Here is a 20,572-nt window from a genome sequence, read left to right as displayed (position 1 = left end):
TCGGGGTCGATACCGCTCTTTCAGCACCGGCCTGCACATATTCTCGGTATAAGTGCCTCTACTGTTCAGTTCCTACCAGTAGCTGTCGATATTTTCGGATATAAACAATCTCGAGTTCGATAAGAGTTTACTAATTTCAGGTATTCGTGACTGTCGTCCCATGACACAGAACGGCCCTCCGGACGACGCCGCCGATCATACGTACGACCGTCGATCGATCCTGACCGGTGCCAGTTCGATCGCCGTCGGCGGGCTGATCGGCTCGAGCGGCGTCGCGACCGCGACCCCGAGCCGCGAACCGGGGCCAAAGAAAGACGAGATCCTAGTCGGTATCTCATCGTCGGCCGCGGACGTGGCCGCTGAGGCGCGCGCCGCCGTCCCCGGCGATGCCGACGTGGTTCACACGAACGAATCGATCCGCTACGCCGTCGTTTCCTTCCCCTCGGACGCGCCCGATCGCGCCCGAGACGAATTCATCGACGCCATCACTAGCTCGCCCGCCGTCGAGTACGCGGAATCCAACGCGACGATCGAGTCGCTGCTCGAGCCGGACGATCCCTACTACGACTCTCAGCACGCCCCCCAGCAGATCGGCTGTGAGACGGCCTGGGAGACGACTCAGGGCAGCGAAGACGTCGTCATCTCCGTCGTCGACCAGGGGATTCAGTACGACCACCCCGCGCTCGAGGGCTCGATAGACGACCGGATCGGCGAGGACTTCATCGACAATGACGGCGATCCGTATCCCGCCCGCGGCGCGGACCACGGCACTCACGTCGGCGGGATCGCTGCCGGCGGGACGGACGACGGGACCGGCCACGCCGGCGTCAGCGACTGCTCGCTCCTCTCGGTCCGCGCGCTCGACGAGAACGGCGTGGGATCGCTCTCCGATATCGCCGACGCCATTCAGTGGTCCGCCGACGCGGGGGCCGATATAATCAACCTCTCGCTGGGCGTCGACGGCTCCTACGACACGATGACGTCGGCCTGTGAGTACGCGGCCGATCGCGGCGTCTTGCTGGTCGGGGCGGCCGGCAACGACGGGAACGACCGCGTCTACTCGCCGGCCGCCGAGGACACCGTCGTCGCCGTCTCGGCCGTCGAGAGCGACGATTCGATCGCCTCCTTCTCGAACACCGGTCCGGCGATCGAACTCGCCGCACCGGGGAGCCGACTCGTCTCGAGCGCGACCGGTGACGACTACTCGCGAATGTCGGGCACGTCGATGGCAGCGCCGGTGGTCTCCGGCGTGGCCGGCCTCGCGCTCTCGGCCTACCCCGACCTCTCGCGGACGGAACTCCGCGAGCACCTCCGATCGACCGCCGTCGATGTCGGCCTCACCGACGACGAGCAGGGGTACGGACGCGTCGACGCGGGTGCAGCGATCGAGACCGATCCGTTCTCCGACGGCAGCGGCGGCGCGGGCGAAGAGGAAGAGGAGTCGACCGGCGAGTGCGGCGACGAGACGATCACCGCGAGCGCGAGCGACGAACTCGACGGCAGCGGCTGGTGGGGCGACAGCGATCGGTACAGTTACTCGCTGCACACCGACGACCCCTGTTCGATTACGGTCTCGCTCGAGGGGCCGCACAGCGGTGACTTCGATCTCTACCTGACCACCGACGGCAGCAAACCCACCAGATGGAGCCACGACGAGGCGGCGTCCGGATCGGGAACGACGGCGTCGGTCACGCTCTCGCTCGACGGCGACGAGTCGTTCCGGTTCCAGGTCCACGCTAACAGCGGGAGCGGCGAGTACACGCTGCGGCTCGAGGAACGCGGGCGATAGCGAAGCGAAGCCGGATCCCGCCGGCGGGCCGACTCCGCGAAATCGGACTCGAACCGCGGACCGGTCGCGGCGCTGAGTCCTGCAGTCGGCCGCGGTGCGTTATTTGAAGACGAAGTAATCGCGCTCCTCGCCCTGTACCGAGATCCACTTAGGCTCGGTGAGTTCGCGGACGATCCACTCGCCGTGGTAGCGGCCGAGACCGGACTGCTTGACGCCGCCGAAGGGCGCGTTGTGGTCCTCGTTGATCGGCTGGTCGTTGATGTGGACCATCCCGGCCTCGACCCGGTCGGCGAGCGCGCGGGCCCGCTCCTCGTCCTCGCAGAAGACGGACGCCGAGAGGCCGTACTCGGTGTCGTTTGCCAGTTCGATGGCCTCCTCGTCGTCCGAGAAGGGGATTACGGGTGCGACCGGGCCGAAGTGTTCGTTGCAGGCCGTCGGCATGTCGTTAGTACAGTCCGAGAGGACCGTCGGCTCGACGAACAGGCCGTCGGCCTCGCCGCCCGTCTCGAGGGTGGCACCCGCCTCGAGCGAGTCCTCGACGAATCCGACGATGTCGTCGCGCTGGGTCTCGTTCTGGACGGGACCGAACGTGACGTCCTCGTTCTCGGAGGGATCGCCGATCACGAGCGACTCGGCGTGGTCAACCAGCAGATCGACGTACTCGTCGTACAGCTCCTCGTGGACGAGATGGCGGTTGATCGAGATGCAGACCTGCCCCTGATGGAAGAACGAGCCGAAGGCACCGGCGCGAGCGGCCCGCTCGAGGTCGACCTCGTCGGTGACGATGAAGGGCGCGTTGCCCCCGAGCTCGAGGGCGGGCAGGGCGAGGCTCTGGCCGGCGTTCTCCGCGACGCCCTTACCGACGGCCGTCGACCCGGTAAAGGAGATCACCCGCGGGATCGGATGGCTCGTCATCCGGTCGCCGATGTCCGAGCCCCGACCGGTGACGACGTTGACGACGCCGTCCGGGACGCCGGCCGCCTCACAGAGCTTCGCGATGAGCAGCCCGCCCGTGATCGGGGTGTTCGTCGCCGGCTTCAGGACGACGGTGTTCCCCAGCGCGATCGCGGGCGCGAGCGCCCGCAGGGAGAGGTGCAGCGGGAAGTTCCACGGCGAGATGATGCCGACGACGCCGACCGGTTCGTGAACGATGTGGTTGTCCTTGTCGTCGACCGACGGGGACGGGCGGACCTCCTCCTCGGGGGGCTTGAGGTCCAGGGCCATCTCCACGTCGCCGGTCGCGGTGGCGAACTCGCCCATGGCGCGGTAGCCCGGCGTGCCGGCCTCCGTCGCGAGCAGCCCGGCGATCTCCTCGAAGCGGGCGTTCAGTTCGTCCAACAGGTTCTCGACGATCTCGTCGCGCTCCTCGCGCGGCGTCGCCGCCCACTCGGGCTGGGCCGCCTCGGCCGCCTCGTAGGCGGCGTCGACGTCATCGACCGTCGCCGCCGGCACCGCCGTAAACGCTTCCTGTTTCGCGGGGTTCTCGACGGGAATCGTCTCACCGCTCGCGGCGTCGCGCCATTCGCCGTCGATGTATAGCTCGCTCCAGTCGGCCTGTGGCTCGAGTGCTGGCGTACTCATACGACGCTCGATACGTTATTTTCGGGCTTATGTTTTCGGCAACCGGAGACGATAGGAACCGCCGTTGTAACCGAAATCGGTTATCAGAGCGGCTGTGGGGATCGGTTCGCCGTGGAACCGTCGACCCGTGAGGGGGCGCATCGTTGCGGTCAGCCGACGAAAAGACATTACTACACCGCGGGAGATATGCCGACTATGCCGCTTCAGACGCCGCCGTTACGTGGGATTCACGACGAGCGCGGAGCGAAGTTTACGGAGTTTGGCGGCTGGGACATGCCGGTGGAGTTCGATTCGATTCAGACGGAGCACGCGGCCGTGCGGGAGGACGTCGGGATCTTCGACGTCTCGCATATGGGCCAGATTCACGTCACCGGCCCCGACGCGACCGAGTTGATGCAGCGGCTCACCTCGAACGACGTCTCCCGGCTCGCAGTCGGCGACTCGCAGTACGCGGCGATCACCGACGAGGACGGGATCATCATCGACGACACCGTCGTCTATCGGTTGCCCGACGAGGGCGAGACGCCGGAATCCCGCGGCGACGGCGACGCCACCGCGACGTACCTGTTCGTCCCCAACGCCGGCACCGACGAGGCGACCCACGAACGGTGGATCAGTTACCGCAACGAGTGGGGTCTCGAGGCGACCGTCGACAACCGGACCGACGAGTACGCCATGTTCGCCGTGCAGGGGCCGAACGCGGTCGGCATCGTCGAGGGCGTCACTGCGGAATCCGTCGCCGACCTCGACCGGTTCGAGGCCCGGTACGCGGCGATCGATGGCGTCGATTGCTGGACGGCCCGGACGGGCTACACGGGCGAGGACGGCTTCGAACTGATCGTTCCCTGGGCGGCGGCGACGGACATCTGGACGGCGTTCGACTGTCAACCCTGCGGGTTGGGTGCACGCGATACGCTCCGCATCGAGGCCGGGTTGCTGCTCGCCGGACAGGACTTCCACCCCGACTCGAACCCGCGGACGCCATACGAGGCCGGCATCGGCTTTACCGTCGCGCTCGAGACCGAGTTCGTGGGCCGGGACGCACTGGCGGCGATCGAGGAGGCCGGCGTCGACGAGCGACTCGTCGGCTTCCAGTTGATCGACCGCGGCGTCCCTAGACACGGCTACGACATCACGACGACCGAGAGCCGGGTGATCGGCACCGTCACCAGCGGGACGATGAGCCCGACCCTCGAGCAGCCGATCGGCCTCGGGTACGTGCCGGTCGAGTACGCGGAGCCGGGGACCACCCTGCAGGTCGTCGTCCGCGGTCAATCGAAGAAAGCGAGAGTCGAAACCACACCTTTCATCGACACAGTATAATGAGCTTCGACGTTCCCGACGATAGACGGTACCTGGAATCGCACGAGTGGGCACTCGAGACCGACGGCCTCGTCCGCGTGGGCATCTCCGACTTCGCACAGGACGAACTCGGCGACGTGGTCTTCGTCGAACTCCCCGACGAGGGCGACGAACTCGACCAAGAAGCGGAGTTCGGCGTCGTGGAATCGATCAAGGCCGTCTCCGATCTCTACGCGCCCGTCGGCGGCGAGGTCACGGCCATCAACGAGGCCCTCTTCGACGCCCCCGAACTCGTCAACGAGGACCCCTTCGGCGAGGGCTGGATGCTCGAGATCGAGGCCGACGACCTCGACGAACTCGAGGACCTGCTGACCGCTGACGAGTACGAAGACCAGATCGCCTGACCTGCGGTTCCGTCTTCGATTCTGATTCCCTCTCAGTTCCGTAGCGATCGCGCCGTTCCGTCGTTCGCTCCCCGCCGACTCTCACTCTCTCGCCTTCCCCGCTCCCGAGGCGCTCGCCCGCTCGAGAGGGGGCCGAACGCGAGCGAGACACGCGAGACGCGTGAGACGGAAATATTCTCGACAGGAGGCGACCCGAACACCGCAGCAAAGAACCGGGGGATCCTACTCAAGCGTCATAAGATGCTCGAGCACGTCGTCGAGCGGGGCCGAGGTGACGGCCAGCGAGTAGCCGTCGATGCGCGCGAGTTCCTTCGCGTGATCCCAGAGGTCCTCCTCCTCGAGCCCGTGGAGGATCACGGCGTTCGGCGTCGGATTGATCACTCGCAGCGCGATGCCGACGCCCTCGCCCTGCGTGACGTTCGTGAACACGAGGACGCGGTTCGTGCTCTGGCCGTAGAGGCGAAAGAACTCCTCGCTCGAGAGGCGCGTGATCGCCTCGATGCTGTCGATGACCGTGTGGCCGCTGACCTGCTCGGTGCCGCTCGAGGCCACTTCGGTCGCCTCGAGGTCGTCGTACAGCCGGCGCAGCGGGAGCGACGTGGCGTACTCTCGGAGGTCGTAGACGACGTCGCTCTCAAAGCCCGCCGAGAGGACCCGGCCGTACTGCCGGATGCGCTCGCCGCCGCGGCGCTCGTCGATCGCGAGCAGCCCGTCGACGAGTCGTCCGACGACGCCGATGCCGGGGCTCTCGCGGCGACCGCTCTCGTAGTCGGAGATGACCGACGACGAGACCTCGAGTTCGGCCGCGAGATCCGTCTGTGACACGTCGAAGTCGGTTCGCCACTTGCGCAGCGTGGCACCGGGGTCTTCGCTCAGCGTGATCTCCCCGGCGATCTTCTCCGCGAGTTCCCGTTTCGGTCCGCGTCCGCTCATACCCGACGGTCGCCCGGTCGGGCCAAGTAGCTACCGGAGACCGACCGCCCGGTCAGGCGAGGCGGTAATCGATCCTGACTCGAGCGGCGAGCGCTCGCGGTTCGACGGTCCAAACAATCAAGCCCTCCCGGTTCGAGTCCGCGGAATGTGCCATCGACCGTCGTCCACGTCGCGTTCGCGGGCTTGCTCGGGGTCGCGCTGCTCGGCGACGAGTTCGATACCCGCGCGATCCTGCTCGTGATGGGCTGTGCCGCCCTCATGGATCTCGATACGCTGATCGGCATCGTCGTCCCCGGCACGCATCGCGCGGCGTTACACAACGTCTGGATCGTCGTCGTCCCCGCCGCCGCGTTGCTGTGGGACGGTGCGATCCGCGAGGAATCGGTCCTCCGAGCGCGGTGGGGGACCTACGGTCACCGCGTCGCGTGGGCCAGTCTGGCCGGGGTGCTCTTCGCACACGTTCTGTTCGACGCCTTCTTCAACGGCGTCAACCTCTTCTGGCCGCTCCACGACCGGTTCTACGACCTGTCGGGATCGCTGCTCGTGACCGATCAGCGCGGCCTCGTCCAGACGTTCGTCGAACTCGACGCCGGAACCCTGGCCGAGTCGACGGTCCGCGGAACCACCGAGAACACCCACTACAGAACCGGGTTCGATCCCGCGCGGGACGAGCCGGCGACCGCCGTCGAGCGGATCTTCCCCATCGCGGCGACCGGTGAACGGTTCGTGCTCGTCGTCGCCGGGTTCGGAACGGTGCTCGTTCGAATCGTCGAAGACCGGCGAACCGACTGAGAGTAGCGGGCCAATGCGATCGGCGAATCGGCCGCGGTCGGCGGTTCGGCCGTGTCGCTGTGGGGGCCAGCGGGACGGACGGCTACTCGCTCGCGGCCGGCGGTGCAGTCGTCTCGACCCGCTCGCGGAGCCACGCGATCGCCGCCTCGACCGTTTCCGGATCGGTACTCGAGACGCGGATCCGACCGGGGCGGTTCTCGCTCCGGGGATAGCTGCCGACCGAAACGTCGAAGCGCTCGGTGACGCCCTCGAGCGCCTCGTGGAGCGATCCCTCGGGTGCCGGCGTGTACAGCGTTTCCGCGGTCGACGCTCCCTGAAATTCGTCGGCGACCGCGTCGAACATCGCTTTCATCTCGTCGGGAATGCCGGCGAAGACGTAGACGTTCTCGACGATACAGCCCGGGGCCCACCCCTCGTCGGTGACGATCGGCGTCGCGCCCTCGGGGATCGAGGCCGCCGCATCGATGTCGAGTTGCAGGTCGTACTCCTCGACCATGTCCGGGTTCTCGTCCCGGAACGCGGCCGCCTTCTCGACCAGTCGCTCTCGGATTTCTCCGTGAACGACGAACTCGCGCTCTAAGCCGTCGGCGACGGCTTCGACGGTCACGTCGTCGGGGGTGCCGCCGATGCCGCCAGTGACGATCACGGCGTCGAACGCGTCGCTCCAGCGGTCGACGTAGTCCGCGATGAGGTCGCGGTCGTCGGGAATCGTCAGGATTCGCCGGACGGTGCTGCCTCGGTCGGTGATCCGCTCGGCCAGCCACGACGCGTTGGTGTTGGTCGTCGATCCCGCGAGAATTTCGTCGCCGACGGTGACGATCGCGACGTTCATAGCCGGGGTTCGACGCCCGGCCAGTTATCGGCTCGGGTTCCGGTCGTCAGTCGAGAGGGAACGGTACCGCGTGAGTGGTCACCGGGAACCGCAAATCCGACTCGAAACGCGCTCGAGGCCGTCCGAACCGCCGCCCGTCGTCGGTCGCCAGCGCCACGATTTTGTAAGTCCTGTGCCAAGTGGCCGTATGGAAGTCTTCACCGGCGACGAGCGGCCCGCTGTGTCCCCGTCGCCAAGCGATATCCGTCGACCCACTGGCGCTGCCGCGGTGGGAGAGCGAATCGGTGATCGAACGCGAGACGGATCGGACGCGATACCGATGACGCGAGATCCCTCGCGGCGACCGGGGTGGGGTCGATGGTAGCTGTCGACCTCGCCTTCTCGTTCGGGCGACTCCTCTTCGCCCTCTTCCTGGTCTTCCTGAACGGCTTTTTCGTCGCCGCGGAGTTCGCGTACGTCCGTATCCGACCGACGCAGATCGAAGAGCTCGTCGCGGAGGGGCGGTCGTCGGCGAAGCTCGTCCAGGAGGCCGAGGAGAACTTGGACGACTACCTCGCGACGACCCAGTTGGGTATCACGATCGCCTCGCTGGGGCTGGGGTGGGTCGGCGAACCGGCCATCGCCTCGCTTCTCGAGCCCGTACTGGGACCGGTGCTTCCCGCTGGGACGCTTCACCTGGTCTCTATCGTGATCGGGTTCAGCATCATCACGTTCCTGCACGTCGTCTTCGGGGAGCTCGCGCCGAAGACCCTCGCTATCGCGGACGCCGAACGGATCGCGCTATTGGTCGCCGCGCCGATGAAGTTCTTCTATTACATCTTCATCCCCGGGATCATCGTGTTCAACGGGACGGCGAACTTCTTCACGCGGCTCATCGGCGTCGCGCCGGCTTCCGAACGCGACGAGAGCCACAGCGAGGAGGAGATCCTCCGGATCGTCGCCCAGTCCGGCGAACAGGGAGCCGTCGACATGGACGAAGTCGAGATGGTCGAATCCGTCTTCGACCTCGGCGAGACGGTCGCCCGCGAGATCATGGTGCCGCGTCCGGACGTCGTCACCGTCCGCGCCGGCATGCCCCTCTCGGAACTCCGCGGCGTCGCCGCCAGCGGGAACTACACGCGGTTCCCCGTCGTCGACGAGGATGCCGACGAACCGGTCATCGGGTTCGTCCACGCGAAGGACGTCCTTCAGGCCATCGAGGCCGCAGACGGGGACGACGCGGGCGACGAACCGGCCGGTGAACCGACCGCTCGCGACCTCGCTCGAGAGGTCCTCATCGTCCCTGAGACCCGTCGAATCGACAGTATCCTCGCGGAGTTCCGCAAACAGAACGTCCAGATGGCCGTCGTCATCGACGAGTGGGGTGCCTTCGAGGGCATCCTGACCATCGAGGACGTCATCGAGGAGGTCGTCGGCGAGATCCAGGACGAGTTCGACGTCGCGTCGATGGAACCCTCGGTCGACGAACTCCCGGACGGCCGCTACGCCATGGACGGCGGCGTCCCGCTCGAAGACGTCAACGAGACGCTCGGAACCGAATTCGAAGGCGATGCGTTCGACACTATCGGCGGTCTGGTGTTGAGCCGTCTCGGTCGCGCGCCCGAAGTCGGCGACTCGATCGAAGCCGGCGGCTACGAGTTGACCGTCGAGGACGTGGAGGGAACTCGCATCTCGCGGGTGACCGTCAGCGAGGCCGTTCCGGAGGCCGAAGGGTCGTCCGATTGACCGTCGCCGAGCCCATTCACCGCTCCTCTTTTCGCTGAGGCCTCGGCTGCCGGATCGCCCGAATCGAATTTTCCCTCATTTCGTCCCGGAGACATTTTCGAGTCTCATCCGTAGAGATGCCGCGATCAGTAGGGACCCAGTCGGCCGGTACCACGCGGAGTCTCGGGTCTCGAGACGACGGTTCGATGTTGCAGACGTTCACTCACGAATCGATGACTGTAATCAGACATAACATATATTCGACATCTTTATGTCGTGAGATATACTTCGACCGGGTATGGAACGTCGGGCATTCATCGGTGTCTCCGGTATCGGACTCGGTCTCGCGGGATGTCTCAACATGAATTCTACTGAATCAGACGATACGAACGAGTCACGCAGCGAAACCGACTTAGCTACCGAGAACGAGACAGATGAATCCGCCGAGAAGACGGGCAACGAGACCGATTCGTCGACGGATTCCGAGACTGAGACGGATTCCGAGGAGACCGGCGACGAATCCGTCGACGAGAGCACTGGTTCGGAGCGAACCGTGACGTTCCCCTCCTGTACTCGAGCAGAGGTTACGGGGACGTTCGAAGCGGACGACGTCGCCTTCGCGAGCACGGACTTCTACGAGGACGGGCTGTACGGAAACACCATGATAGAGGACGGGGTCGTGTTCGGCGAAGACGTGGCCGCACCGTTTTCGGGGACGGTCGTGTTCGAGATCAGTGATACCTCGGCCGTTCAGGAAGGGGCCGACGAGATAACCGTCGAGATTCCCGAGTACGGCAGCGACGGGACCGTCATTTCGTCGCTCACGACCGAGCGAGAGGATTATCTCACGGGCGGTTCCACGCACGGGAACCCGAACGGTCGCGAGTGCCTGCGCGAGATCGAACCCGACGACGGTGGCGACGACACTGCCGACGAAGCGAGCGCGACGTTCGAGATATCGAGTCTCGAGACGAACACGCCGATCGACGCCGGCGAATTCCTCGAGGTGAGCGCGACGATCGAGAACACCGGCGGGGCCGACGGCACACAGGACCTCGTGCTGATCGTCGGTCACAGTTCGGAACGGGTCGAACGGCAGGCAGTGAGCCTCGAGGCCGGCGAGCGGACGACGCTCACGACGGGATACGAAACGCCGCCCGTCAATACCGATCAGGAGTTTCCCGTCCGCATCGAGTCGGACGACGACGCGGCCGAACGATCCGTGCTCGTCTACGGAACGAACTGAGACCACCGAACCGCGCCGATCTCCGATTTACAGCCCGAACCGCGCCGCTCGCCGATTACAGCCTGAAACGCGCGACCGATCGGTCGGTGGCCGATCTTTACCGATTCAGGACCACTCGACGATCGGGTCGTCGGTCCCGGCCCGACGGATGTACTCGGTTTGCATCTCGGAGACCGCGTCGTCGAATCGCTCGCCCGCCTCGAGGTGGTCGGCCACGCGGTCGAGTTTCCACCGACTCGGTGTCGTCCGTTCGCTCCAGCGCGCCTCGAGCGGTGTGAGATATCCCTCGATGGCGTCCGACGAAACGCCCTGCTCGCGGAGGCCCCGACGGGCGAACTCGAAGAGTTCCTCGTAGATCTCGGCCGAGTCGGTCGTTCGATCACCGTCGGCGGTGACCCACGCGAGGTCGGCGTCGATCCCGTCCTCGACCGCACCGTAGAAACTCCGTTCCGCTGCATCTTGCTCGAGGGCCGGGAGCGGATGATTGGCTACACACAGACCGCGGACGAGCCCCGCGACCAACAGCTGGAACCCCACGTTCTCGGCGATCGTCGGCTGGGTGGGTAACGGACGGTACTCGAGACGAATCGACCAGCGGTCGCCCCGATCGACCGGCTGGCCGCCGATGACGGCGCGGAGCCACCGCCAGTACGTCCCGCGCTTGTGGTCGAGTTCCCAGAACCGGTCCTCGAACGTCTCGCGATCGCCGTCCGCGAGCCACTCGCGGAGAAACGGCGCACACGTCGGATCGTCGACGAGCCTGTCGACGGTATCTGTCGCGCTCTCGATCCCGTCCGGGAAGCGAACCTTCTCCCACGCCCGGTTGATCGACTGCTCGAATACGGGAACTCGGAGTTCGTGATACGTGTCCTCGAGCAAGCGATGCGGATCGTCGATATCGTACAGGTCCGGCGGTAGCAGGGGCGAGTTCGTCGCTAACGCGAGTACCGGACCGAGCGTCCGCAGGGCGGTATTGTAGTAGCGAGGAAACGCGTCGACATCGGGAACCTGAACGTGTGGCTGGATCGAACTCGCCAGCGACTCGAACAGGATCGACGGAAACGCCCGCTCGAGGCCCGGCACTGAGAGGGTGATCGATCCTCCGGTTCGCTGCAGAACGTCGTTGTCGATCGCACAGTATCGCGGTGAGGGCGTCATGTTCTCCGCGACCGTCATTCCCTCGCTCTCGTCGCCGTCCGTGAGGTAGTCGTCACTGCCCTCCGGCGGCGGTGTCGTCCACATCGCGTCCAGAACGATCTCGAGTCCCGCTCGCTCGGCGGCCCGTTGCACGGTCCGGTAATCGCGGCGGAGCGCCGCCGCCTGCGCCGCGATTCCCTCGCCGTCGAACGGGCTCGGATCAGTGTGCAGCTCGACGTTGTGCACGCCGAGTTCCTTCTCGCAACGGCTCTCGAAGACGGCGTCGGGCACTCGAGCCAGTCGGCCGTCCTCGTCGATCGCGTAGGCCTCGAGTTCGATTCCGAGACCGAAGCCGGGGCTGTCGAGTCGGCCCGCTCGGAGGGCATCGGTGAGACGGGCAGCCTGCTCGTCGACGCGACGATCGAACTCGCTGCGTGCCTCGTCGCTGAGCGACCGCGCGACGAGGTCGATGAACGCCGCCATCATCGGAATAAGGCGGTCCAGTCGCTTAGAGGTAGGGTCGGTCCTGTCGTTCGAGGTCACACGACCCGCCGACGAACGTCGGTGCTGCCGGGAGAGGGGAAACGTCGCGATAGCCGACGAGTCCGCAACCACTAAACGCGACTCGCACCAATCAGTTCCCAATGACCGACTGGACAGAGAAGTCTCTGAATTGTGACCCCAAATTGATGTACCGCCGAATCTGCTCGGAGCTATAATCAAACCGTTTCAAATTACGCTGGAACTGGTGGAAGCTGGGCAGATCTGAGCCAAAAGTCCGCAACTGACTGCATCAACGAGGCGAACTCGTCAGGATCGGCCGATTTAGTAAGATACGCGTTTGCGGTTAACTCGTAACTTTCTCGTACGTCTTCTTCAGTCTCAGAACTAGTTAATACGAGTATAGGAACTGGCGTTAATTCTTCCTCATCTCTGATCTCCTTGAGAACTTCATGGCCGTCTTTCTTCGGTAGGTTCAAATCTAACAGCACGAGATCCGGATAGGTGACTCCCTCATATTTCCCTCGCTGAAACAGGAATTCAAGTGCTTCGTTACCATCCATGGTCACGTGAAGCGAGATAGTGGGTTCTGCTTCCTTGAACGCCTCCTGTGTGAGACGAACGTCTCCAGGATTGTCCTCGACGAGCAGGATGTCAAAGGGTTCATTGCGGCTTTGGCCGCTCATAGGAGAGACACCATTGATGATAGTTCAGTAGATGGATTATGCCGGATTTCGTTCTGTAGTGGTAAATGCACCGTCAACAGTATGATGGGTTCTTCAGACGGATGACGTTGGAAATTCCATGTGGAAGGGGTCTATATGAGTACGAACGCTCTGGTCTGATAGCAACTTTGTAACTCCTGATATCCAGACAGATGTCAATAGGAAGGATGACCAAGCCAACGCTCACCCCCCAGATGCCTTATAAGAACGCGTTGAAGACCGAACCATGAGTGTCGTCGCTGAGTTCACAATTCCGGCGGAGGCATTGCCATTCGGAGATACACTCGTAGCAACACCAGACGCGGAAATTGAAGTTGAGCGAATCGTCCCGACGCAGGAGTCAGCGTTACCGTTCTTTTGGATTTTGGGGTGTGATCCAGAGGTATTTATAGAGGATGCTGAAACAGAACAAGATATCTCGCATGTCCAATTACTAGCCCGCGTTGAAAACGGAGCCCTGTTTCAGGCTCAATGGGCTCCGAATGCAAAACTAATCAGAGGAATCAAACGTCTGGATGCGACCATCATCGAAGCCACCGGCACGTCTGAACACTGGCGTTTCGAAGTTCGAACGCAAGAACAGGATACGTTTAATGATTTTCAGGAAATTTTCGAAGAGCAAGGAATTCCCATTGAGTTGAAGCGAATCTATGATCTTACAGAACTAGTGGAAAGTAATTTGCAGTCATTAACATCGGAACAGCGAGAAACGTTGATAGCAGCCTACCAAGAAGGTTACTACGAGAAACCGAGGCAAACCACACAGGAAGAACTCGGTGAGGAGTTCGATATCTCACATCGTGCAGTCTCTGCGCGTCTCCGACGCGGAACCCGAAACCTTATCAGGGAATCATTACTTCCACCTGAGAAATAAGAGAGGCTTCGTTTGATTGCCAGCGTGAGCACTTATAGTCCCATTCCACATGGAATCTTGTTCGTTACCCGTCCTACTAGATTAGTTGGTTCACGATGGACGAAGTCAACAAGTACGTGTATACGGTTGATGAATCGGAGACCACAACGATGGCCGTTCTTCGGATCGTTGCCGCTCTCCATGATGAATCCATTATGGCTCTTCCTTCGCTGTACAACGAAGGAGTCAACCCAGAAGCCCTCAACACACTCTCTTCTCAATTGAGCGAAGGTGCTGTTGAATTCGACTATTATAACTCCCATCTCGTGATCCGCGCCGATGGAACTATTTTCGTTGATGCGGAAAGGGTGCCGAACTAGCTTTTTCTGCTAGTCCATAGTCCAACTAATAACATACGCCTTCACTCTGACTTCCGTCGGGAGCGTTTTTGGCTCCGCAACCACTAAACGCGGCACGCACCGAGTAGAAATATATGGATTGGACCGAGAAGTACCGCCCGACGACGCTGTCGGAGGTACGCGGCAACAACAAGGCCCGCGACGAGCTCGAGGAGTGGGCCGAGAGCTGGGACGACCACCGGAAGTCGGTGATCGTCTACGGCAGCCCCGGCGTCGGGAAGACGTCGGCTGCCCACGCGCTGGCCGCCGACATGGGGTGGCCAGTGATGGAGCTCAACGCCAGCGACAGCCGGGGGGCAGATGTCATCGAGAAGGTCGCCGGCGAGGCCGCGAAGAGTGGGACGCTCACCGCCGGCGAAGCGGGCCGTCGGCTGGTCATCCTCGATGAGGCGGACAACTTCCACGGCAACGCCGACTACGGTGGCTCGCGGGAGGTTACCCGCGTCGTCAAGGACGCGAATCAGCCGATCGTTCTCGTCGCGAACGAGTTCTACGACATGAGTCAGTCGCTGCGGAACTCCTGTGAGACGATCGAGTTCCGCGACGTGTCGAAGCGCTCGATCGTCCCCGTCCTGCGGGACATCTGTCGCCGCGAGGGGATCGACTTCGAGGAGGAAGCCTTAGAGAAGATCGCCGAGTCGACCAGCGGCGACCTGCGGTCGGCGGTCAACGACTTGCAGGCGGTCGCCGAGGAGGCCGAGCGACTGACCGTCGACGACGTAGTGACCAGCGAGCGCGACACCACCGAGGGGATCTTCGACTTCCTCGACGAACTTATCAAGGAGAAGGACGCCGAGGGCGCACTGCGGGCCTCCTACGACGTCGACGAGACGCCCGACGATCTGCTCAACTGGATCGAGGACAACGTCCCGAAGGACTACGAGGGCGCGGAACTGGCCGACGCCTACGAGTTCCTCTCGAACGCCGACCGCTGGCTCGGTCGCGTTCGGGCCACACAGAACTACTCCTACTGGCGGTACGCGACGGACAACATGACCGCCGGCGTCGCCGCCTCGCGCCGGGGCGACAAGGGCGGCTGGACCCGGTACGGCCCGCCGAGCTACTGGTCGAAACTCGGTCGCACCAAGGGGACGCGGAATACCCGCGATTCGATCGCCGAACGCATCGCCGAGCGAGAGGGTGCGAGCGTCGCCACGGCCCGCCGAGAGATCTTGCCGTTCCTCTCGGCGATGACACACCACTGCAAGAACCGCGATCTGACCGTCCGTATGGCCGCGGCCTACGACCTCGACGAATCGGAGGTCTCGTTCGTCACCGGTAGCGGGAAAGATACCAACAAGGTCCAGTCGATCGTCGAAGACGCCGACGAACTGAAAGCCGAGAAAGCGGTCGAGCACTCCGGCGACGCCTTCTTCGAGGCCGATCGGTCGAGCGGCGACGGTGAGACAGTCACCGCTGCGACCGACGAGAGCGGCGACGACGCCGACGACTCGAGCGAGCAGCAGGCGCTCACGGCGACGACGTCGGACGACGGCGACGACGCCGAAGCCGCGGCGGACGGGACGGCATCGACCGACGAACCCGACGACGATCAGTCCGGCCTGAGCGACTTCATGTGACGCCCCGCCGAGCGTCGGAGCGCCGACTCGAGGGCTCGGCGGCTCAGGGGATCGAGAGACCTGCGTTCGGTTTCTATCCCCAAAATATGTCTATATATTGAATGATCGACACTATTACGTCGATGAACGGTGAGAGTGACTCTTGGTGACCCGCCGAATGACTGACCCACATAGCTGCCCGCTCTGTTCGGAGACGTACGACGACCGCAACGACCTTCGCGTCCACCTCGAGGTGAAACACCGGAAATCGGAAGTCGTCTCCTATCTGGTCGAACTCGACGCGGCGGTGACCGATATCTCGTCCGATCACGAGTCGACGACCGTCGACGAAGAGCCACAGGCACCGTCCGCCTGATCGAGTGCGAAAACGGATCAGCGATCTTCTACCGGGAGTCGATCGAGAAACGACGACGACAGCGCATCGCTGACGCCCGCAGCGAGGGCACGCGGTTCGGTATCTCCACCGATTTCAGTCCCGTCCAGCGGCGGGACCGTCTCGACGGGTGAGCCGGTCATCCGCTCGAGTTCGTCGGGGTTGGTGCGTTCCGCGATGGTTTCGCCGGCGTACTCGTTGACGACGATCCCGCAGACGTCGATTCCGCGGTCCTCAAGCGCGTCAACCGAGAGCGCGGTGTGGTTGAGCGTGCCCAGCCCCGACCGCGTGACGACGACCGCCGCGGCCTCGAGGTCGGCGACGAGGTCGATCACCTCCCGATCGCCGGCCAGCGGGACCCGCAGGCCGCCGATCCCCTCGACGATCGGGACCGAGGTCGACTCGATCTCGCGCTCGCAGGCCGCACGAATCGCCTCGTACTCGAGGTCTTCCTCGGCGACCTCGGCCGCGACGCGCGGCGCGAGCGCCGGCTCGAGATAGCGAGGACAGGTCGCGGCCGCGGGATCGTCACAGGCCGCGGCGACGAATCCCGCGTCATCGTCGGGCGGGTGCCCGGTCTGGGCCGGTTTGATCGCCCGCGCGTCGTAGCCTTCCTCTCGGAGGAGACGGGTGATTCCGGCCGTGATGACCGTCTTTCCGACGCCCGTTCCGGTGCCGACGACGGCGATCGGCCGCTCGGCGCTCACAGCAGACCCACCTCCTCGCCCGCGGCGCGAAACGCCTCGAGGCAGGTGATGATGTCGCTCCGGTCGTGGGTGGCCATCGGGACTACGCGGAGGCGGCTACTTCCCTCCGGAACCGTTGGCGGTCGAATCGCGGGCGCGACGACGTCGCGTTCGCGGACCCCGTCGGCGAGAGCGATCGCGTCCCGCCGATCGCCCGCGATCACGGGGAGGATCTGTGAGTCGCCCCATACCTCGAACCCCATCGACTCGAGCCCGTCGCGGAGGTGGGCGACGTTCTCCCAGAGCTCCTCTCGCACACCGCCGTGGCGGGCGACGTGGAGCGCCTCGCTCGCCGCCGCGGCCGCCGGCGGCGCGAGCCCGGTCGAGAAGACGAACGAGCGCGCGTCGTTGAGAATGCACTCGATCAGGTCCGCGCTGCCGGCGACGTAGCCGCCCTGGCTCGCCAACGCTTTCGAAAGGGTCCCCATCTGAACGTGGATCCGGTCCTCGAGCCCCTCCGCCTGGACGACGCCGCCGCCGTCCGCGTAGAGGCCCGTCGCGTGGGCCTCGTCGGCCATCACCCACGCGCCGTGCTCCTCGGCGGCGTCACAGATCGCCTCGAGAGGCGCGACGGTGCCGTCCATACTGAACACCGAATCGGTGACGATCAGCCAGGACTCGTCGGCCGGCTCGCGGCCGTTTCGAGCCGCCCGCTCGGCTCGGTCCTCCAGTTTCGATCGCAAGCTCGCCGCATCACAGTGGTCGTAGACGACCGTCTCGGCGTCCGTGAGTCGGCAGCCGTCGATGATGCTCGCGTGGTTCAACTCGTCGGAGAAGACGACGTCCGGCTCGAGCGCCGTGATCGTGCCGACGTTCGCGGCGTACCCCGACGAGAATGCCAGCGCGCGCTCGGTGTCCTTGACCTCGGCGAGTTGGCGCTCGAGATCGCGGTGGACCATCGTGTCGCCCGTGACGAGTCGGCTCGCGCCGGCACCCGTGCCGACGGTCGCGGCGGCTTGTCTGGCCGCGTCCTGTATCCGCTGGTCGTCGGTCAGTCCTAGGTAGTTGTTCGAAGCGAAGACCAGCGCCTCCGCCGCGTCGAGGACGGGTAACTCGCCGCCCGAGGGCTCGGCGAAGTAGCCGCGCTCGGCGACCCGATCGACGGGCGAGAGGGCGCGTTTCAAGTCGTTTTCCTCGAGGGTCTCGAGTCGGCCCTCGAGGTCGAACCCGCGGTCGGCCATTCGGCTAAACGGTCTCAGCGCCACGGTTTGACTCTCACGGTTCGGATCGCTCGGCCGATTCGGCGTATCTGCGGCTCGAGCCAGTCGATACGCGGCGGGCTCGGGTATCGTGGATGGTCTTGCATCGAAACGAGAGTTGGACGGGATCAGAAGCCGGGCATCAGGTCGGCCGGGCCGAAGACGCCGTACTCGCCCGCGCGATTCCGTCGGACGCCGGCTTTCAGGTAGCCCAGCGCGGGCCCGTTGACGTTGGCTTCCATGCTCGTCTCGTCGCCCAGTTGGAAGGTGTTGGTTGCCGTCTCGCCGTCGAACGTGCGTCCGGTCACGCGGACCGTCGTCGTCGTCGGCTTCTCGTCGTTGCGCACGTCGAGGATCCCGCCGACGGTGACGTCCTCGGCGTCGCAGACGCCGGCGCGCTCGAGCAGGACGTCGTCGGCGTGTTCCATGTCCTCGAACTCGATGACGCCGTCGTGGTCGTCGATGATCTCCTCGATCTCGGATTCGGAGAGGTCGCGGGCGGTCTCGATGTCGTACTCGGGGAGGTGCGCGATGTCCTCGCGGACGGTGCCGCGGTTGTCCTCGTAGCCCGATTTCAGGCCGACGCCCCACCAGATGTCGACGTCGGTGACCTCGACGAACGACTGGGCGGCCAGCGCGGCGGCACCGGTCAGCAGGCCGGGCGTCGCGCCCGCGCCGCAGATGAAGGTGATACCGGCGTCCTCGAACTCCTCGCTCCGGTCGTCGAGCATGTCGATCACGCGTGAGCGCTTGAGGACGTCGATCATGACCCCGGAGTAGCCGCCCTCGGCGAATCGGTCGGCCGTCCGCGGAATGAAGTCGTGTTCGTAGTTCGGGAGAGCGAGCAGGACCGCGTCGATCCGGTCGCCGCGGTCGATGATATCCTGAATCGGATCCTCGCTGGAGCGGGCCTGGCTCGAGGCGACGACGCCCCGCTGTTCGCCGTGTCGTTTGACGCCGCCTTCCGTGGACGCCGTCCCCGTTCCTCCGTCCGTCGCCACTTCGCTGTCGATATTCCCTTCCGTCGCGGCCAGCAGTTCGTCGACGTCGAGGCCGTCGAAGTCGACGGCGACGCCGTGGCGGTCACACGCCGCGACGGGCGTCAGCGCGTCCTTGTGCTGGCTCACTTCGAGTGCTCGTCGGCCGATGCCTCCGGTTCCGAGTACCGCATACGTGATTTCGTCCATGTGTATCGATGTCGGTGAATTCGTGATCGGGAGTCGTCAGTCGTCGCTCGGTTCCACGCCCGCGCTCGCCGTCTCGGTCGACGACTCCGGAGCGTCGCTGTGACGGTCCTTGACCGCTTCGGGGTCGAACTCGTTCGCGTCCATATTGGGTTCCAGCCCCGCGCGCTCGACGATCTCCAAGTCGTCGCCGGGCGACTGGCCCTCGGTCGTGAGGTAGTCGCCGGTGAGGATGCCGTCCGCGCCGGCCTCGAGCGGCAGGTGTTGCTCGTCGGGTTCGAGATTAACCTCGCGGCCGCCGGTCAGGCGCACCCGTGCGTCGGGGTGGAGCAGTTTGTACACCGCGACCGTCTTGACGATCTCCTCGGTCGTGATATCGACGCCCTCCTCGGCCAGCGGCGTCCCCGCGACTGGGTTGAGGACGTTGACCGGCAGCGAGGAGACGCCGATGTCCTGTAGGGCGATGGCCGCCTCGACGCGATCGGTTGGGGTCTCGCCCATGCCGAGGATGACGCCGGCACAGAGGTCCATACCGGCCTCCTTGGCGACCTCGAGCGTCTTCACTCGATCCTCGAAGCTGTGGCTCCCGATGATCTCGGGGAAGTAGTTCGGCGAGGTCTCGATGTTGTGATTGTAGTGATTGATCCCCTCCTCGGCGAGGATCGCGGCCTCCTCCTCGGTCAGGATACCGAGGGAGGCGTCAACCTCGAGGTCGCACTCATCGCGCACGCGGCGGATCGACTCGAGGACCTCCGCCCACTCTCCGGGGCGATGTTCCTTCGAGACGCCCTTTTCGGCCACGACGATGCCGAAGCGCTGGGCACCGTCGCGTTCGGCGCGTTTGGCGGCCTCGAGGATCTTCTCGGGGCCGAGGAAGCCGTAGGTGTCGATGCCGGTATCGAAGTGGACCGACTGCGCACAGAAGCCGCAGTCCTCGGCGCAGTCGCCCGCCTTCGCGTTGACGATCGAGCAGGCGTCGACCGTGCCGTCTCCGAAGCGATCGCGCACGGCCGCGCCGGCCTCCGCGAGTGCGTCGACCGGTTGGGCCATCAGCGCCAGTCCGTCGGTCCGATCGAGTCGCTCGCCGGCCATCACCCGCTCGAGCGCGTCGTCGACCGTCTCGTTGCCAGTCTCGTAAACCACATCTCTAGACGCGGTTAACGGAAATATAATGTTTTTGGATGGTCGTTCTGATCGGACGGTCCTCGAGAGTCGTTCTGGCTGGCCGACTTCGGAGCGCGTGATCGACACTGACGTCGCGGAATCAGCCCG

General features: G+C 64.5%; 19 protein-coding genes. 10 read left to right on the top strand and 9 right to left on the bottom strand.

Going from position 1 to position 20,572, the window contains the following annotated elements; translation table 11 throughout:
- Positions 1 to 160 precede the first annotated feature (160 nt).
- Positions 161 to 1,789 (top strand): S8 family serine peptidase, encoded by a 1,629-nt coding sequence (locus LDH66_RS01640; RefSeq protein ID WP_226479344.1) that lies wholly within the window; start codon positions 161 to 163, stop codon positions 1,787 to 1,789.
- A gap of 99 nt (positions 1,790 to 1,888) precedes the next feature.
- Here LDH66_RS01640 and LDH66_RS01635 read toward each other — a convergent pair whose 3' ends face one another.
- Positions 1,889 to 3,370 carry an aldehyde dehydrogenase family protein gene (locus tag LDH66_RS01635; RefSeq protein ID WP_226479343.1) on the bottom strand — a complete coding sequence of 494 codons (1,482 nt, stop codon included), beginning with the start codon at positions 3,368 to 3,370 and terminating at the stop codon, positions 1,889 to 1,891.
- Between the two features lie 195 nt (positions 3,371 to 3,565).
- Between LDH66_RS01635 and gcvT the strand changes: the two genes are divergently transcribed.
- Both gcvT and gcvH read left to right on the top strand, forming a co-directional pair.
- Positions 3,566 to 4,693 carry a glycine cleavage system aminomethyltransferase GcvT gene (gene gcvT / locus LDH66_RS01630; RefSeq protein WP_226479342.1) on the top strand — a complete coding sequence of 376 codons (1,128 nt, stop codon included), beginning with the start codon at positions 3,566 to 3,568 and terminating at the stop codon, positions 4,691 to 4,693.
- Positions 4,693 to 5,076, top strand: coding sequence for a glycine cleavage system protein GcvH (gene gcvH / locus LDH66_RS01625; protein WP_226479341.1), 384 nt, complete (start codon positions 4,693 to 4,695; stop codon positions 5,074 to 5,076). The genes gcvT and gcvH overlap by 1 nt, the downstream gene beginning before the upstream one ends.
- 222 nt (positions 5,077 to 5,298) lie before the next feature.
- Here gcvH and LDH66_RS01620 read toward each other — a convergent pair whose 3' ends face one another.
- On the bottom strand, positions 5,299 to 6,009 hold the full coding sequence (locus LDH66_RS01620; protein WP_226479340.1) for a helix-turn-helix domain-containing protein: 711 nt from the start codon (positions 6,007 to 6,009) through the stop codon (positions 5,299 to 5,301).
- A 147-nt stretch (positions 6,010 to 6,156) separates the two neighbouring features.
- On the opposite strand from LDH66_RS01620, the gene LDH66_RS01615 reads away from it, so the two are divergent.
- Entirely contained in the window at positions 6,157 to 6,801 is a 645-nt protein-coding gene (locus LDH66_RS01615; protein ID WP_226479339.1) for a metal-dependent hydrolase, read from the top strand.
- 82 nt (positions 6,802 to 6,883) lie between these two features.
- Here LDH66_RS01615 and LDH66_RS01610 read toward each other — a convergent pair whose 3' ends face one another.
- Positions 6,884 to 7,633 (bottom strand): competence/damage-inducible protein A, encoded by a 750-nt coding sequence (locus LDH66_RS01610; RefSeq protein ID WP_226479338.1) that lies wholly within the window; start codon positions 7,631 to 7,633, stop codon positions 6,884 to 6,886.
- Between the two features lie 357 nt (positions 7,634 to 7,990).
- On the opposite strand from LDH66_RS01610, the gene LDH66_RS01605 reads away from it, so the two are divergent.
- Both LDH66_RS01605 and LDH66_RS01600 read left to right on the top strand, forming a co-directional pair.
- Entirely contained in the window at positions 7,991 to 9,358 is a 1,368-nt protein-coding gene (locus tag LDH66_RS01605) for a hemolysin family protein (RefSeq protein ID WP_226479337.1), read from the top strand.
- A 277-nt stretch (positions 9,359 to 9,635) separates the two neighbouring features.
- Positions 9,636 to 10,583, top strand: a complete 948-nt coding sequence (locus tag LDH66_RS01600; RefSeq protein WP_226479336.1) for a hypothetical protein — start codon at positions 9,636 to 9,638, stop codon at positions 10,581 to 10,583.
- Positions 10,584 to 10,688: 105 nt separating this feature from the next.
- Here the strand turns inward: LDH66_RS01600 and LDH66_RS01595 are convergent, their stop codons facing one another.
- Positions 10,689 to 12,203 carry a glutamate-cysteine ligase family protein gene (locus tag LDH66_RS01595; RefSeq protein WP_226479335.1) on the bottom strand — a complete coding sequence of 505 codons (1,515 nt, stop codon included), beginning with the start codon at positions 12,201 to 12,203 and terminating at the stop codon, positions 10,689 to 10,691.
- 251 nt (positions 12,204 to 12,454) lie between these two features.
- Positions 12,455 to 12,907 (bottom strand): response regulator, encoded by a 453-nt coding sequence (locus LDH66_RS01590; protein ID WP_226479334.1) that lies wholly within the window; start codon positions 12,905 to 12,907, stop codon positions 12,455 to 12,457.
- A 265-nt stretch (positions 12,908 to 13,172) separates the two neighbouring features.
- Here LDH66_RS01590 and LDH66_RS01585 point away from each other — a divergent pair, with 265 nt between their 5' ends.
- From LDH66_RS01585 to LDH66_RS01570, 4 genes are all read left to right on the top strand, one after another.
- Complete coding sequence (locus tag LDH66_RS01585) at positions 13,173 to 13,820, top strand: helix-turn-helix domain-containing protein (RefSeq protein WP_226479333.1); 648 nt, start codon at positions 13,173 to 13,175, stop codon at positions 13,818 to 13,820.
- A 95-nt stretch (positions 13,821 to 13,915) separates the two neighbouring features.
- Positions 13,916 to 14,179 (top strand): HalOD1 output domain-containing protein, encoded by a 264-nt coding sequence (locus LDH66_RS01580; protein WP_226479332.1) that lies wholly within the window; start codon positions 13,916 to 13,918, stop codon positions 14,177 to 14,179.
- 113 nt (positions 14,180 to 14,292) lie between these two features.
- Positions 14,293 to 15,798: a replication factor C large subunit gene (locus tag LDH66_RS01575; RefSeq protein WP_226479331.1), complete on the top strand. Its 1,506-nt coding sequence runs from the start codon at positions 14,293 to 14,295 to the stop codon at positions 15,796 to 15,798.
- Between the two features lie 157 nt (positions 15,799 to 15,955).
- A complete protein-coding gene (locus tag LDH66_RS01570; protein WP_226479330.1) occupies positions 15,956 to 16,153 on the top strand; it encodes a hypothetical protein in 198 nt (65 codons plus the stop codon).
- Between the two features lie 17 nt (positions 16,154 to 16,170).
- Here the strand turns inward: LDH66_RS01570 and bioD are convergent, their stop codons facing one another.
- From bioD to bioB, 4 genes are all read right to left on the bottom strand, one after another.
- Positions 16,171 to 16,878: a dethiobiotin synthase gene (bioD, locus tag LDH66_RS01565; RefSeq protein ID WP_226479329.1), complete on the bottom strand. Its 708-nt coding sequence runs from the start codon at positions 16,876 to 16,878 to the stop codon at positions 16,171 to 16,173.
- A complete protein-coding gene (locus LDH66_RS01560) occupies positions 16,875 to 18,098 on the bottom strand; it encodes an aminotransferase class I/II-fold pyridoxal phosphate-dependent enzyme (protein ID WP_226479328.1) in 1,224 nt (407 codons plus the stop codon). Before LDH66_RS01560 ends, bioD begins: the two co-directional genes overlap by 4 nt.
- A 146-nt stretch (positions 18,099 to 18,244) precedes the next feature.
- Complete coding sequence (gene bioU, locus LDH66_RS01555) at positions 18,245 to 19,303, bottom strand: (S)-8-amino-7-oxononanoate synthase BioU (protein ID WP_226479327.1); 1,059 nt, start codon at positions 19,301 to 19,303, stop codon at positions 18,245 to 18,247.
- A gap of 36 nt (positions 19,304 to 19,339) precedes the next feature.
- Positions 19,340 to 20,443: a biotin synthase BioB gene (gene bioB / locus LDH66_RS01550; protein ID WP_226479326.1), complete on the bottom strand. Its 1,104-nt coding sequence runs from the start codon at positions 20,441 to 20,443 to the stop codon at positions 19,340 to 19,342.
- Positions 20,444 to 20,572: the final 129 nt, after the last annotated feature.

It is taken from the genome of Natrinema amylolyticum, assembly GCF_020515625.1.
Lineage (GTDB): Archaea > Halobacteriota > Halobacteria > Halobacteriales > Natrialbaceae > Natrinema > Natrinema amylolyticum.
Note: the sequence above shows the minus strand (reverse complement) of the source record. Positions and strands in the feature narration are given on the sequence as shown.